This is a genomic window from Pleionea sp. CnH1-48 (genome assembly GCF_024124665.1).
Taxonomy (GTDB): Bacteria; Pseudomonadota; Gammaproteobacteria; order Enterobacterales; family Kangiellaceae; genus JAMXSB01.
On sequence record NZ_JAMXSB010000018.1, the window covers coordinates 127,106 to 141,902 of the forward strand.

The 14,797-nt window shown below is 43.5% G+C and carries 17 protein-coding genes; 11 read left to right on the plus strand and 6 right to left on the minus strand.

The window, feature by feature from the left end; all coding sequences use genetic code 11:
• Nucleotides 1–13 precede the first annotated feature (13 nt).
• Nucleotides 14–193 carry a hypothetical protein gene (locus NH399_RS23405; RefSeq protein WP_253043705.1) on the plus strand — a complete coding sequence of 60 codons (180 nt, stop codon included), beginning with the start codon at nt 14–16 and terminating at the stop codon, nt 191–193.
• 7 nt (nt 194–200) lie between these two features.
• On the opposite strand, the gene nudC is transcribed toward NH399_RS23405, so the two are convergent.
• Both nudC and NH399_RS23415 read right to left on the minus strand, forming a co-directional pair.
• Nucleotides 201–1,118, minus strand: coding sequence for an NAD(+) diphosphatase (nudC, locus tag NH399_RS23410; RefSeq protein WP_253043706.1), 918 nt, complete (start codon nt 1,116–1,118; stop codon nt 201–203).
• Nucleotides 1,119–1,139: 21 nt separating this feature from the next.
• Nucleotides 1,140–2,066, minus strand: coding sequence for a putative sulfate exporter family transporter (locus tag NH399_RS23415; protein ID WP_253043707.1), 927 nt, complete (start codon nt 2,064–2,066; stop codon nt 1,140–1,142).
• A 263-nt stretch (nt 2,067–2,329) separates the two neighbouring features.
• Between NH399_RS23415 and NH399_RS23420 the strand changes: the two genes are divergently transcribed.
• The 5 genes from NH399_RS23420 to NH399_RS23440 all read left to right on the plus strand — a co-directional run bounded on the left by NH399_RS23420 (nt 2,330) and on the right by NH399_RS23440 (nt 5,061).
• Nucleotides 2,330–2,707 carry a GntR family transcriptional regulator gene (locus NH399_RS23420; RefSeq protein WP_253043709.1) on the plus strand — a complete coding sequence of 126 codons (378 nt, stop codon included), beginning with the start codon at nt 2,330–2,332 and terminating at the stop codon, nt 2,705–2,707.
• Nucleotides 2,700–3,560: an ABC transporter ATP-binding protein gene (locus tag NH399_RS23425; protein WP_253043710.1), complete on the plus strand. Its 861-nt coding sequence runs from the start codon at nt 2,700–2,702 to the stop codon at nt 3,558–3,560. Before NH399_RS23420 ends, NH399_RS23425 begins: the two co-directional genes overlap by 8 nt.
• Nucleotides 3,557–4,441 (plus strand): hypothetical protein, encoded by an 885-nt coding sequence (locus NH399_RS23430; RefSeq protein WP_253043712.1) that lies wholly within the window; start codon nt 3,557–3,559, stop codon nt 4,439–4,441. Before NH399_RS23425 ends, NH399_RS23430 begins: the two co-directional genes overlap by 4 nt.
• Nucleotides 4,442–4,496: 55 nt before the next feature.
• Nucleotides 4,497–4,670, plus strand: a complete 174-nt coding sequence (locus NH399_RS23435) for a hypothetical protein (protein ID WP_253043713.1) — start codon at nt 4,497–4,499, stop codon at nt 4,668–4,670.
• Between the two features lie 64 nt (nt 4,671–4,734).
• Nucleotides 4,735–5,061, plus strand: a complete 327-nt coding sequence (locus NH399_RS23440) for a hypothetical protein (RefSeq protein WP_253043714.1) — start codon at nt 4,735–4,737, stop codon at nt 5,059–5,061.
• Between the two features lie 4 nt (nt 5,062–5,065).
• On the opposite strand, the gene NH399_RS23445 is transcribed toward NH399_RS23440, so the two are convergent.
• The 4 genes from NH399_RS23445 to NH399_RS23460 are packed head-to-tail and all read right to left on the minus strand — an operon-like array spanning nt 5,066 to nt 8,663.
• Nucleotides 5,066–5,698, minus strand: a complete 633-nt coding sequence (locus tag NH399_RS23445; RefSeq protein ID WP_253043716.1) for a GDSL-type esterase/lipase family protein — start codon at nt 5,696–5,698, stop codon at nt 5,066–5,068.
• A 2-nt stretch (nt 5,699–5,700) separates the two neighbouring features.
• Entirely contained in the window at nt 5,701–6,186 is a 486-nt protein-coding gene (locus tag NH399_RS23450) for a cupin domain-containing protein (protein ID WP_253043717.1), read from the minus strand.
• Between the two features lie 4 nt (nt 6,187–6,190).
• Complete coding sequence (locus NH399_RS23455; protein ID WP_253043719.1) at nt 6,191–6,499, minus strand: DUF2288 family protein; 309 nt, start codon at nt 6,497–6,499, stop codon at nt 6,191–6,193.
• 16 nt (nt 6,500–6,515) lie between these two features.
• Nucleotides 6,516–8,663, minus strand: coding sequence for a tetratricopeptide repeat-containing sensor histidine kinase (locus NH399_RS23460; RefSeq protein WP_253043721.1), 2,148 nt, complete (start codon nt 8,661–8,663; stop codon nt 6,516–6,518).
• A 149-nt stretch (nt 8,664–8,812) separates the two neighbouring features.
• On the opposite strand from NH399_RS23460, the gene NH399_RS23465 reads away from it, so the two are divergent.
• The 5 genes from NH399_RS23465 (at nt 8,813) to NH399_RS23485 (ending at nt 14,796) form a co-directional block, all read left to right on the plus strand.
• Nucleotides 8,813–9,307: a DUF3016 domain-containing protein gene (locus tag NH399_RS23465; protein ID WP_253043723.1), complete on the plus strand. Its 495-nt coding sequence runs from the start codon at nt 8,813–8,815 to the stop codon at nt 9,305–9,307.
• A 202-nt stretch (nt 9,308–9,509) separates the two neighbouring features.
• Complete coding sequence (locus NH399_RS23470) at nt 9,510–9,779, plus strand: DUF4404 family protein (RefSeq protein WP_253043725.1); 270 nt, start codon at nt 9,510–9,512, stop codon at nt 9,777–9,779.
• Nucleotides 9,780–9,961: 182 nt separating this feature from the next.
• Complete coding sequence (proB, locus tag NH399_RS23475) at nt 9,962–11,047, plus strand: glutamate 5-kinase (RefSeq protein WP_253043727.1); 1,086 nt, start codon at nt 9,962–9,964, stop codon at nt 11,045–11,047.
• A gap of 1 nt (nt 11,048) precedes the next feature.
• Nucleotides 11,049–12,317, plus strand: coding sequence for a glutamate-5-semialdehyde dehydrogenase (locus tag NH399_RS23480; RefSeq protein ID WP_253043729.1), 1,269 nt, complete (start codon nt 11,049–11,051; stop codon nt 12,315–12,317).
• A gap of 286 nt (nt 12,318–12,603) precedes the next feature.
• On the plus strand, nt 12,604–14,796 hold the full coding sequence (locus NH399_RS23485; RefSeq protein WP_253043730.1) for an alkaline phosphatase D family protein: 2,193 nt from the start codon (nt 12,604–12,606) through the stop codon (nt 14,794–14,796).
• Nucleotide 14,797: the final 1 nt, after the last annotated feature.

Sequence of the window (14,797 nt, forward strand, 5' to 3'; positions counted from 1 at the left end):
GTTGAAACGGATTATGCCGCATTCAAAAGCGATATCACCTACAGACTTCCAAGAGTTGGCAAAGTTACTCGGTGTTGAGCATTTTAATGAAAAAACTGAAGAACCGGAGCCTCGCTGGCGCAGACTTGAGGTGCTGCGCGAGCTAAAAGAGCTGGATCAAAGCATTGGTTCTGAGTGGGATTACGACTCCTGACTTAGACTCAAGGTAGCTGAAGCTGGTGGCTGGCTAGCCAGTGTTTTATCAAGTGGCCGGATATTGACTGCGTGCGCGGACGCCGGAGTGTTTTGGCCTGAATCCTGTCAAGATAGTCTTGTGGAGAGATCCACAGCACCTCTTCCAGTTCATCATCAAAAAGCTGGGTACGCATGTGCTCAGCTTTAGCGGTAAAACCTATCATCAGCGAGCATGGGAAAGGCCAGGGCTGAGAGCCAAGGTATTGCACATCAGTGACGGGAATACCTGCTTCTTCCATGACTTCACGTTGTACTGCTTGTTCGAGCGACTCGCCTGGCTCTACAAAGCCTGCCAATACCGAATATTGGCCTTCTGCCCAATGCTTTTGTCGACCCAATAACAGCTTATCTTCAAAAGTGGTGGCAACGATAATAGCCTGATCCGTTCTGGGATATTGCATTCGCTCGCAACGACCGCATTGTCTTTCGTGCCCCCCGTTTTTTACATGGGTTGCCCCTCCGCACTGACCACAAAACTGATGAGTTTGATGCCAGTAGAGTAGTGCTTTGGCATAAGCCAGAATTGAAGCGAATGGCTCTTCTAACAATCCCAGGTTGGGCCATACTTCAAACCATTCCGCCTGTTGCTCCAATGATTGTGGAAATACATCTAACTCATATCCAAACCAGGGAGTATCTTGATAAGTACCTAAAAAAATTAAAGTATTTTCATTAAGCTCGGCGTTGTCTATATGCTCTGATAAATTAATAAAGGAAAGTGCTTCTGGTGATGAATCGGGATCTGATTTTGCGGCCAAAATACGCTGTTGCTTATCAAATGCGATGATATTGCGATCTGGATGGTTCCGCCAGCCATTAAGATGCTCTGAGGATGCTCTTAAATGTGATTGCCTATCTAATGGTGATTGTGCAAATACCCACATAACTAATTATTCCTACGTCTGTTAAATCCATAAAATCATGGCAAGAGAGCTGCTCGCCAGAATGACCCAAAGCGCCACTCCTAATATGAGCGGTCTACTGTTTAGCTGCTTAAGAACGGCTTTATCAAAACTGAGTCCAAGCAGAAAAAGGGCAAATACCAACAACTGTTTTGCCAGCCAGGCGACTGACTCAAAAATAAATGAAAATTGAGGCAACAGGCTAGCAATGACACTGGCGAGTACAAATAAGATAATAAAGACGGGAATATTAATGCGACCGCCTTGTTGATTTGATAATAAGGTAATGACCAGAGTTAACGGGATTATCCAGAGGGCGCGAGCTAACTTGGCTGTGGTCGCGGTCTCTAAAGCTTGCTTGCCATAGTCAGCGGCAGCTCCAACTACTGAGCTTGTGTCGTGAATAGCAAGGGCTGCCCAGGTACCAAATTCTTGTTGTGTGAGCTCCAACCAATGACCCAACGGCGGGAAAACAAACAAAGCCACCAAGTTGAGCAAAAACACTACAGTGACTGCAATAATAGTTTGCTCGCCGCGACTGCTAATGGCTTGGGAGACGGCGGCGATGGCACTGCCGCCGCAAATAGCTGTGCCCGAAGAGATTAATAAGCCTGTGTTTTTATCGAGTTTTAGCCATCGCGTTAGTAAGAAGCCACTGACCATGGCTATGACAATCGTTGCCAGTGTTAACCAGAATGTCTCTTTGGCTGTCAACACAACGCTTTGAATGGATAGACCAAAGCCAAGCCCAATAATGGCGACTTTGAGTGCGTGACCAGAATAGGTTCGGCAATGAGAAACAAATGGATTTCCAAGGGTTAGCGCCAGAACTAAGCCTGCTAATAGTGCCACACCGGCACTGAGCAAGCCGACAAATATGGCTATAGAAATTAATACCGCGAGGCCAATCAACGCCTTCTTTTTATCCACAGAATACCCCTGTTATCGAATGGCTGGCACATCCTACCATAGGTGTTCCTCTCTATGACAGTTTTTGTTACATACCCTGAACATTTAATAAAAGCATTAAAAATCATAAAGATAGAAAACTCTCCATGGTGTTGCGATGGCCCTGAGCTAAGAAGTGCTTGTGTTTTGCTATGGTGGTGTTATAGTTGTGTACAACACCAGTTTGGTGAGGGCAGTTGAAATGGCATCAACTGATTAGGTTTAACAAGCACAGGTGAAAATGAATGCAAGCGAGTTGGAACGACAACCAGCCCATTTACCGTCAACTTAGGGATAAGGTGATTGCGTCAATTTTAGATGGTGAGCTAGGTGATGGTGACGCATTACCGAGTGTTAGACAGGTGTCTGCGGATTTTCAATTAAATCCGATCACTGTGTCTAAGGCATATCAGGAATTGGTAGATGGCGAGATTGTAGAGAAAAAACGGGGACTAGGTATGTTTGTTAAAACAGGAGCAAGAGATACTTTGTTAACTAAGGAAAGAGAGAAGTTTTTGACCGAAGATTGGCCTGTTATTTTAGAGCGCATTGAGCGCCTGGGTCTATCGGCATCTGACTTGTTGGCCGCTGGAAAACGCCAAACGGAGGGTTCTGATGACTAGTATTGTTAAAGCACGTGGTTTAAAGAAATCCTACGGCAAATTTGAAGCCTTGCGAAGTGTTAACTTTGACGTTGAGCGTGGTCGTATTGTTGGCTTAATTGGTCCGAACGGTGCTGGCAAAACAACGATCTTAAAAGCGATTCTTGGATTGACCTCTTTTGATGGTGAGCTAGAGATTTTTGGTTTAGATCCTCAAAAAGACCGTCATAAGCTGATGCAGAAAGTTTGTTTTATTGCCGATGTTGCTGTATTGCCACGATGGATTAAAGTATCGCAGGCATTATCTTATGTAGAAGGCGTTCATCCTGGCTTTAATCGCAGCAAGGCCGAAAGCTTTCTGGCGAAGACCAAAATCCCATTAGATAAAAAGGTAGGGCATTTATCAAAAGGGATGACCACACAGCTGCACTTGTCTTTAGTATTGGCCATTGAAGCCGAGTTGTTGGTTCTGGACGAGCCCACACTAGGGCTGGATATTCTTTACCGTAAAGACTTCTATCAAGAGCTATTAACTGAGTTCTTCGATGAGAATCGCAGTATTTTGGTGACGACTCACCAAGTTGAAGAAATCGAAAATCTGTTAACCGACGTTGTTTTCATTAAAGACGGAGAGTTAGTGCTTAACGCTACCATGGATGATGTGAGTGAGCGCTTTGTTGAAGTGATGGTGGCCAAAGAAAATCTGGAACAGGCGCTTCAACATAATCCGATAAGTCGTCGTGAAGTGTTTGGTCGTACGGTGTTGCTGTTTGATGGACTTTCTATGGAAGTCGCTGAAACACTAGGTGAGATTCACCGACCTAGCATTTCAGATCTGTTTGTTGCAAAAATGAGAGGAGGGGATGAAGCATGAATGTAACAACCTTTAAAACCCTTGTTCAACGAGAGTACTGGGAAAACAAAAGCTTTTTGTGGGCACCAACGATTACTGGTGCGGTACTTTTATTCTCGGTTATTTTTGCTTTGATTACTGCCCAGCAGTTTATCTTTTCTGATACGGGCATCACCATTAATGATGGTGATATTGATCCTGAACATCTAAAGCAGATCCAGGCGGCTCCTGGGCATATTGGTAAAGCCGCTTTCGCTATGGCTCTTGGACCGATTTCATTTGTGATGTTCTTTGTTCTTTACTTTTATGTATTAGGCAGCTTGTACGATGAGCGTCGAGATCGCAGCATCTTGTTCTGGAAGTCGATGCCTGTGTCTGATTTGCAAACGGTACTGTCAAAAGTTTGCGCAGCGTTCTTGTTGATCCCTGTGATCAGCGGTGTTATCGCCATGATTACTCAGGTTGCGTTGTTATTGCTGGGTTCTATATGGGCGGCTATTAACAACATTCCTGTATGGGATGTAGTGATTGCACCGACTCCGTTGTTTACTAATTTGCTTAATACTCTGTTTTTACTGATTTATTTTTCAGTCGCTATGGCGCCACTATTAGGATGGGTATGGTTTGTATCGGCAACGGCAAAAAGAAATGCTTTCCTTGCATCCATTTTGATTCCTGGCGGTATCATATTAGTAGAGAGATTAACATTACGCAGCGGTGAGTTTGCTAACATGATTGCTGGCTGGGGCGTTGATGTCGGTGAGTCGCTAAAAGGAATTGTTGAAGATAAAGCTTATGGTGATGCCTTAAGTCAATCTTCCTTCTGGATTGGATTGTTGGTTTGTGCGGTGTTTATCGCAGCGTCGATTTATATTCGACGTTTTCGAGACGACAGTTATTAGGTCGTACTGAAAGACTGGGTCCGGTAACGGACCCGGTTGTATTTGGAGAGGAACAATGAGTGTTGTACAGGTTAAAAGTCGGGTTTCACGGATTTGCTTGGGGATTGCATTAAGCATTGGTTTGGTGGTCGCCTATTATTGGGAGCAGTCTCCGATTGCATTAAGACTTGCTGAACAGGATTCGTTACTGACGTTGGTTAAATTACTATTAGTTCCTGGTATTGTATAAAGTGTAACTAATGGCACAATAGCGCCGTCTTCTTATAAACTAAGTGACGGAGAGAGAGTCGATTGTGGCTAAAATTAGCATTGTATTAAAATCATCAGGAGAGGTTCTTGCACAAGGTCAGTTAGGCACAGAGATAAGACTGTTTGAAGGGAATTATTATGCCAAATCTTCTGCGCTTAAGAGTACTAAACTTCGTTGCAGTTATATTCCAGGGATATGTTTTTATAAATTTATTTACGTGTGGTTTCATGTTAAAGACGAACAACACAGCCAACGATGGTTAGCTTGGTTGTACATTTTGCCTAATCCTTTATTTCCTGCATTGTGGTTTCGGGTGGGGTTTGCCGGGTACGATGAGCGTTTGGAGATCCTCCGCGAAGAAGATCTTTAACTTTTTAAAAGGCTCCAAGTTGTTGAAGTTTTTCTTGAATGCCTGCGGCAAACAGTTGATACCCTTGATTATTAAGATGAATCGTATCTGATTTTAGTTCAGAATCAGAGAGTAAATCTGTCAATAAATCATCAAGCAGTGGCACATTCATCTGCTCTGCCACCTCATTAAACAAATCTGAGTCTGATAGGAATAGTGCTGGTTCGGGTACCGCCACAAGCAGAACTTGAGCGTTACTTTGCTGAATTTTTTCGATTAGGGTAATGAGGTTCTGTTGTACCGCCTCTTTATTTTTTTTGCGTAAAAAATCATTACCCCCTAAACACAAAATCACTAATGCTGGTTGATGGCGGGTCAAAGCTTCATCAATACGGCGCAAACCATCTTGAGTTTGGTCGCCTGGTATCCCTGCATTGATGACTTCAAAGCCGGTTAATTGGGCCAACTGAGATGGGTAATCGTTACCTTGAGAGGCTCCCGTGCCAGCGGTCAGGCTGTCGCCAAAAGCAAGAATAACGTCATTATGATTTAATGGAGCGAGGGATTTATCCGAACCACAGGAGGTTAAAAGCAAACAAAGTAGGCAAACGAACAATTTCACGGAAAATTTTTTAAATACTGAAGATGTAAATATCATATTTATGAACGACACAATCGTTGAATTTGAGGCCAAAGATGAGGGTAGTGATGAGCCATCTCATCCGCGTTCGCTAACATCATATCTTGATAGTCAAAGCCTGGGCTAACGGCTTCTGAAAGCAAGCCATATTCTCCTTGTTTTAATTCTGTTGCCTTCCAGTAACCACCTGGCACTATTAGTTGAAGGCTTTCACCCTTGCTGGCGTCTGGGCCCAATTGATGATGAGTCAGCTCACCTTCTGGATTAATCAGGTAATAAGTCAGGCTTTCTCCCGCGTGCCAGTAGTGCATGATATCTGACTGGTTTTTATGGAAGTGGCCAATTGGGCTGTCATCAGTCAGGAGATAATAAATAGAAGACATCAGTGGGCGTGATTGAGTTGAGGTTTTATCAAAACGCTGCTTTGACTGATAGGTGCGCTTAAAGTAACCACCTTCAATATGTGGCTCCAGATTGAGCTGCTGAATCCACTGATGTTTATTCATTGGCTTATTTTTTCTGGATTAAAACAAAGGGCGAAATGACCACTGCCCAAAATTGAGTGTCTGACTGGCAGTTTTCTTTAACCCAGTCGAGATCAGGTTGGCGAACTGTTGCGCTATCTAGCAGCTGTTGAACCATGGCTTTGTCATCATTGGCAAAATGTTTGGCGGCATCCACTAGATCAGCACCAGACTTGACTAGAATCAATTGGCCTCGAGCAAAAAACAATTCGAGTTCTTTCCAGCTCAATACGCCTGTTTCGAGATTGAGTTTTGCGGTAACAAGTTCATCGGTTGTTGGAGTTGTTTCTGACATTTCTGGGCCGTTACTTTTAGTTCATTAATTTTTGCAAAGAAAAATAAATTGAGTTTATTTTGTGTTCACTATCTTGCTCTAGCCATAGCTCACCACCATAGGCTTCTACAAGATGGCGTGTTAGGTTGATATCCAGGTTGGCATCGACGCCATCGGGCAAAGGCTGCCTCTCCTGCGAGTCAAATTCATTGCTCTCGAGCAAGTCGCCATTGGATATCCGTACAATGCAGTGATTACCGTGAGTATGTGCATGAAGGTAGATAGTACCTTCACTCACCAAGTGTGTCACATAGTTGATACTATTATAAAATATCTGTATCAATCTGTCCTGCTCGGCATAGGCCTGACTCAAAGTGTCCGTTAGATTGTTATGTATGTGAAAGCGTTGATGCTCGCCATCGCTTTGCAATATTCTTACGGCCTCGTTACTGGCATCCACCAGACTGCAAGGTTCTTTGTAAGTATTAAACTGTTGGTTTCTGACGGCTGCGAAGTCTAGCAGATTACGAATAAGTACCTGTAATCTTTGACCATTATTGTTAATCATCGTCAAACGCTTATAGTTCGATGATTGAGAGGAGTACTCCTCTCGCAGCTCTTGCGATACGTTTAATATTCCATCTAAGGGTGTGAGCAACTCATGAGAAGACTGAGTTAAAAATTGAGCCTTGAGTTCATCAAGTTGGTGTTTATGCTCAAGAAGATGGCGCTCTCGCTTCATCTTATTGCGATGAAAAATAATCAGCATGACCAGACAGAAGAGAATCAGTAAGGCGACTCCAAACCCCAGGAACATTTGGTAGGTATGACGTTCGTTCTCTAATTGCAGCGATTTAATTTGATTCTCTTGGCGCAGTATCTGAACTTCTTTATTTCGTTGCACCAGATCGCTTTTTATTTGCAGTCTGTTAATGTACTTTTGACTCTCAGCGTCACTCAGTTCATCGGTGATTTTTTTAAAAGCTTTATAATATGACAGGGCATTGTCGTATTCGCCGATGCTTTCGTAAGTGGACGATAAGGTTTGGTGGAACTCGCTGACTTTGGTCTTTTCTTCAATTTCCTGACTGAGCTCAAGGCCTTGAGTTAGATATTCAATGGCGACGGTCTTATTACCCTTTTGGGTATGCAGTTCACCAAGATGCAAAAGTGCTTTGGTGGCGATAGAGGGCATCTTGATAGTGCGGGCAATCGCCAGGCTTCGTTGCAGATTTTGTTCTGCATCGTGATACTTTTTCTGTTTTAAGTTAAGGGCGCCAATATTGGCATACGAAAATCCGATGCCTTTTTGGTTGTCGAACTCAGTCTCTATTTCCATCGACTCAACATAGTGCTTGAGTGCAGCCTGGTATTCGCCACTGGCCTCCAGCGTCATGCCTTTATTATGTAAAGGGTCGGCAAGCTCGCGGCGATTGTTCTGTTTAGTAAAATGATGAATGGACTTTTCGAAGTTGGATAATGCTTTATCGTACTGCTTTAGTTCATGATAAAGTACACCGATATTATTATGAGTCGAAGCGACGGCTTCTTTGTCATTGAGTTTTTCTTTAATACTGAGAGCTTCGAGATAGTGCTCTAAAGAACTTTGATATTCTCCAATATGGCGAAACATAATGCCCAGGTTGTTATGTGTATAGGCTAGCTCTTTGCTCATCTGGGCATCTTTGTAAATTTTTCGAGCCTGTTCTAATACATGGAGTGCGTTATACACCTTACCCTGGTACCAATAGACCTCTCCAAGACGTTCAAAGGCTTGAGCTTTGCGGTGATGCTGTTGTTGGTCACCGGCTTTATCAATGAGCTTTATTAAGATATCAATAGAGTCGTCAAAGGCTTCCAGCTCGGTATAGGCATCGGCCATAGTCAGCTTTATCTGATACTCGAGATCTTGATTGGGGTGCTCTACCAGTTTTTGGAGTGCTTGTTGACAATATTTAATGGCTTCTTTAGGTTGTTTGTAAACCAAACCCTGGGCTTTTTCGTTTAAATCATTAATATGGGTTAATCCGCCACTTTGCGCGGTGGCTGGAGGAACGGCAAAAGCCAGATGGCTGGTGCTAACGATACTGAAGGCTATGAGGATAGAAAGCAGCCGTTTAAGGCAGACGCGATGCCATTGATATCTCAAAGTGTGAATTTCGCTGTCGAGAAACCGTGTCATCATTCGTTTCGTAGCTCAAGAAAGATTCATTTTATCTTCATTTGATCATGTTGCGATCAAATGGGTAAAGAGGAAAGCTCATAGTAAATGAGAGAGTGCGTTTCCTCAAACAATTAATAACGCTAAATTCAGGTTGAAGTCAGGAGTTAAAGATGAAGCCATACATTTGCATGATCCTGGTATCGTTGATGTTCTCATCAATCGCACAGGCCACCATTAAGGCTGAATATGTTAAACCAAAAGAATATACGGACATTTACCTTTCTGGGCAACCCGCTAAGCGAGAAATTAATATGTTTATCAAGGAGATGGACAAGTTTTTTGCTAAGGAAGACAAAAAGATTTTAAAAGCAGGCCATACATTAGAGTTGCGTATTCTAGACGTTGACCGCGCTGGAGAAAGTGACATTAAGTATGCCCCTATTCATGAACCTCGACGTATTATTGAGGATGTGACTCGTGTGCGCATTGTGTTGGAGTACCGATTGCTGGATGAGTCGAATCAGGTGATTAGTCATGGAGAAGAAAAGCTTAAAGAGCTATTTACTTTAACTGGCTCACGCGCACTAAAACGACGTCAGACCAAATTGTATTTTGAGAAGCAGCTAATCCGTGGTTGGCTAAAAACTCTTTATGATGCTCACTAAGGAGTCGCAATTTACTAGAGCATTGATCCAAAAGGTAAAGGAATACCTTCGTTTTCTGCCAAATTGATAATTTACGCTGAGTTTTGCCTGTTTATCCTAAATTTATAGTCTAAATTTAAAGTAGAGCTTGATAAAAAGACAGTGTTATTGAGCAACCTGTTTTTTTATTTGTTGTTTTTGGGGAGATAAAAGGAAACCGGCTATGCCAGCAAACGATATCATCTACTTGCTACAGAGTTTTGAACAAAAGTTGGGTGAGTTGTCGATTGATGATCAACAAATTGCCAAAGAAGTTATTAACGCTCGCCAGGATATTCAAAACCTGCTTTCAAATCCAGATTCAGTACCTGAACCCGATGAATATTTTATGCAACAGCTATCGGAAGTTGCCCATCATTTTGAAGAAGACCATCCGGTGTTGACGGAGTGGGTATCAAAGCTCAGCGACTTGTTCAGTCGTATTGGGATATAACCAGTAATTATTTGTTTTCGGGGTATAGGCCATTTAATAATGGCTGTATGAGTATTTTTAATTGCCAAAATTCTGTTAATGCTCCAGCTCCCGTGCCTCCCAAAGGCGGCGGGTAGCTTCGTATTGTATTTATAAAACCCGCAGCCTCCATGAGTCTGCGGGTTTTTTTATGGGTGAAAGAAATGGGTAACAAGCAACGAGTGGTAATAAAAGTCGGTAGCCAGCTGTTTTGCCATCAAGATACAGAGGCTATTCAGCAGATCGCCAAACAGATAGCAAAACTTCAGCAGCGCGGTACTCAGGTTATTCTGGTTAGCTCAGGAGCGGTTGCCTGTGGCCAGGCTCGGTTATCTGAAACTGAGTTAAATCGAGAGCATGAAATGCATCGTCAAGTATTTGCTGCCGTTGGGCAAGATACGATTATGGGGCATTGGAAGCAGTATTTGCAGCAGCCATTAGCGCAGGTGCTCATTGATCGAGAGCATTTTGATCGACGGGAAGCTTACGTTAAAACACAGGCATTAATCGAAACCATGCTGGAGCATTCCATCATTCCTATCGTTAATGAAAACGATGCCGTTAATAAAGGCAGTAAAGTGGTTGGCAATAACGATAATTTAGCGGCTTTTATTGCGGCGATGTCGAATGCTCAGGGCTTGATCTTCATTACCAATGTTGCGGCTATTTATAAGGACTATCCTCATTGTCAGCAGGCCGTCACCGAAATGGACGCTCATGACGAAAGTTTGACTCAATGGTTATCTGCAGAATGTAGCGCCATGGGAACTGGCGGCATGAAAACAAAAGTGGAAGCCGCTCGCTCGGTTGCCCGCCGAGGTATCGGCACACTCATCACCGATGAAAAAACGGAACTCTGGTCGCGACTCAAAGGATTCCATCACACAGGAACCTTGTTAACACCAGGAAATAAAGTACTACCAGGTTATCGCTATTGGCTCTCGGAAACATCACGCAGTTTAGGAAAAGTATTTGTTGATGATGGTGCACGGCAAGCCTTAACGCAACATGGTGCATCACTATTGTTACCTGGTGTTCGTTCTTGCGAAGGTTCTTTTGGAACCGCTGATATTGTTGATGTGTGCGCACAACCATCTGGGCAAGTGATTGCTCGAGGAAAAATAAGGGTGGCCTCTAACACTTTATCGCAATGGCTGGCTTTATCAAAAACCGATCTATCGTTACAACACAATCAGAAATCACAAATTATTGTTCATAGAAACGATCTTGTTATCGTGGAGGGGAGTTAATATGCAATCGCTTAATACCTGGCTGGCTCAATCCCGAGTTGCAGCACAACAACTAAAAACACTGAGCACTTGGCAAAAAAATCGTGTTTTACGGCGTTTAGCCGATGAACTCGAAGCGCAACAAGAAGGTATTTTGACTGCTAATAAGCAAGATATAGAGAGGGCTCAAGACAGAGGTTTAAGCGCTAGTGTTATTGAGCGCCTATTACTAACACCCGCAAGAATCAAAGCGATGGCCGAAGCCGTGCGTCAGGTTGCAACACTGGATGATCCTGTTGGGCAGTTAGTGCAACAAACTAAGCGAGATGATGGTTTGCTTATCGAGCGCAGACGAGTTCCTATTGGTGTCATTTTAATGATCTATGAATCTCGGCCCAATGTAACTATCGATGCGGCGAGTTTAGGATTTAAATCTGGAAACGTAACTCTATTGCGAGGTGGCAGTGAATCAGTCGCCAGTAATCAATGTCTGTTGTCGTTATGGAGTCAAGTGCTTGCGGAGCTGGATTTAAATCCTGCCATGGTGCGTGGTGTTCCAGAACAATCCCATGAAATGGTTGCCACATTATTAAAGCAAGACCGATGGATTGATCTGGTGATCCCTCGTGGTGGAAGCAATTTAATTAAAGCCGTGTCGGAACAAAGCTGTATTCCGGTATTAAAACATGACAAAGGTGTGTGTCATTGTTATGTGGATGAGTTTGCTGATTTGAATCAGGCACTAAGTATCGTAAAAGATGGAAAGTTGTCACGTCCATCGGTGTGTAATGCGCTGGAAGGTTTAGTGGTGCACAAAGCTATTGTCAATGACTTTTTGAATTTATTAACTGAGATCTGCCAGCAGCATGACTGTGAGTTAAGGATTTATCCTCATAAGGATCTTGATAAAGGATTTAACGCAACGGCCACCCTTGATGAATTTGGTTGTGAGTATCTTGATAAAATTTTGTCCGTAAAAATCGTTGATGACGCACAGCAAGCCATTGAACATATTCGCCAATACAGCTCTTCACACACTGAAGTGGTGGTGAGTCAATCCGACTCGGTTATCAATCAATTTGTTGAGGCCATCGATAGTGCGGTGGTGATGGTCAATTGTTCATCACGCTTTTCGGACGGTGGTGAACTAGGACTTGGTGCAGAAATTGGTATCTCTACTTCCAAGTTGCATTGGTATGGCCCTATGGGACTTGAGGCTTTAACCATCCCTCGTTTTATTGTGAAAGGGCAAGGTCAGGTCCGTCATTCAGAGTCACTCAATTTGACATAAGATTGTAACAAAAGTGGCCCTTAAATAGGGTCATCACACTTTTGTCCCAAAATGTCAGTGTATTTGTTTTTTATATGGTTTATATCGGTCCATCTGGATTTCAATAATTCGAATCCTCACTTAAATCCAGCGGACCTGATGGCTTTTTATTCTGCGACCAAGGTTGATTATCAAAGCTGTCAACAAAGCCCTTGCGTGCTAAAAAATGTCGTAAAAATGCCATTTGCGCTGTGCGCGGGCTTAACTTATAGTGAGGCCAAATAAAAACAGGTAAGAGGTGTAAGGTGTGACCACTCAAGTATCGCGACGTAAACTTTTAAAAACTCTTGTGATGAGTGCCAGTGCTGTTTCTTTAACAGGGTTGACCGGTTGTTTTGATTCCGATGACGATGATTTATCGTACGTTGATGGCGCGGAGTTTTTTCCGCAAGGCTTAGCTTCAGGTGATCCTGCTGCGCAACATGTTCTCTTATGGACTCGAGTGGTTGACCCAAATGTGTCTGGTGACATGCGAGTAGTAGTGCAGGTTGCTAAAGATGAAAATTTCACTCAGGTAGTAGTTAATCAAACAGCCATTGCTGAACAAGATTTTGATGGGTGTTTAAAAGTGCGAGTGACGGGTCTTAGCCCATACACCCACTATTACTATCGATTCTTCTATGCCAAAGGCAATACACGTTATCGTTCAATCGTTGGCCGTACTAAAACTGCGCCAGCACCAGATAGCGATACCCAGGTGAAGTTTGGTTTTGTGAGCTGTCAGGACATGACAGGCCGATATTTTAATAGCTACCTGGCTTTGTTAAATGAAGATTTAGATTTCATTCTTCATCTTGGCGATTATGTTTATGAAACGACAGGCGATCCCAGCTTCCAGAATCCTAACTCCGAGCGTGCTGTGAGTTTTTCTGATGAAGCGGGCGCAATTACATTAGGCTCCGGTGATAATACCTATCACGCGGCTCAAAGCTTAAGCAACTATCGTGAACTGTACAAAACTTATCGTTCTGATTCTGTTTTACAGCAAATTCATGCTCGTTTTCCAATGATCTGTATCTGGGATGACCATGAGTTTTCTGATGATTGCTGGCAGGACAATGCGACTTATTTTGATGGACAATCTAACGAGCAGAATCAAGACCGTCGTCGCAATGCTGAGCGTGCTTATTTTGAATTTATGCCAATTGATCAAACGCGTGGCACGGGCGCTAGCCCAATTACTGTTTCTGATGAGCAATTGTTCCCACAGGCAAAAATCTATCGCGACTTTAACTTTGGTAAGAATTTGCACATCGCTTGTGCCGACTACCGCTCTTATCGTCCGGATCATTTGATTCCTGAAGATGCCTTCCCTGGTACTGTGGTTATGAACCGAGACGTTCTGACGATGGTTCTATCTCGTGTGGGTGTTTCTTATGACGATGTGAAGTCAAACTTCAGTCCTTATATTGATGTTGAGGCAGGTCCTTTCGCTGGCTATAAAGCGCCGTTAACACAGGTTGTGACTGCGGCTTATATGCAAGAAGGTCTTGATGCGGCAGCTGCTCAGGCCAAAGCCGTAGAGGTAGTACAGGGCGAGTTGGCGGTAACAGTAGTTAATACTTTCTTAACCCAGCTGAATGCGCAACTGCCTCCAGCACAGCAAATCCCTTTGATCAGTGATGCGGTTGCAGCAACTCTGGATGCGGGACTGGCGTTCTTTACTTTAGGCAAAACCAGTTTGTTCTCTGATCTGGGTTCGCGTTACTTTGTGCTTAAAGATACCTATGACTTATACGCGCGTTATCGTCGTGCTGCTGTTGATCGCAATGGTGAAAATGCGTTGGGTGACGAGCAGGTGAGCTGGCTTCATCATACCTTCTCGGTAACCAATTCTAAGTGGAAGGTGTTTGCAAACTCGGTTTCATTCACACCAATGGTGTTGGATTTAAGAAATCCTGCGTTAGGCATTCCGGCACCTTTCAATCAGCGCTTCTACTTAAATGCTGATCAGTGGGATGGTTTCCCAACCGAGAAGCAACGCATGTTGAATGATGTGTTAGGGCGTTATGACAATGTTGTGACTTTGGCTGGTGATATTCACGCTGCTTTTGCAACGGATCACGGAAATGACGTGTTTAGCTTTACAACATCGTCGGTATCATCGGCCACATTCGGTCAGCTGATCGAAGGGGTGTTAACGACGGATCCTTTATTGAGCACGCTACCTAACCGTGATGCTTTATTGGCGATGCTTAATGACTTTCTGGTGGCGGGCAGTGTACCAGATGGAGATACAACGCCTCAGAATCGTTTTGTTGATACCACTAACCATGGTGTGGCAGTGGTCACCGTTGATTCAGATAACTTCGACGTGAGCTACAAACAGATCGCACCAGCGGATGCTCTAACTTCTCACTACAGCAATACAAGCTTTGTGACTGACAGTGTAACGGAACGCAATTTCCGCATCGCAAACGGTCAATTAGCCGAAGTTTAAA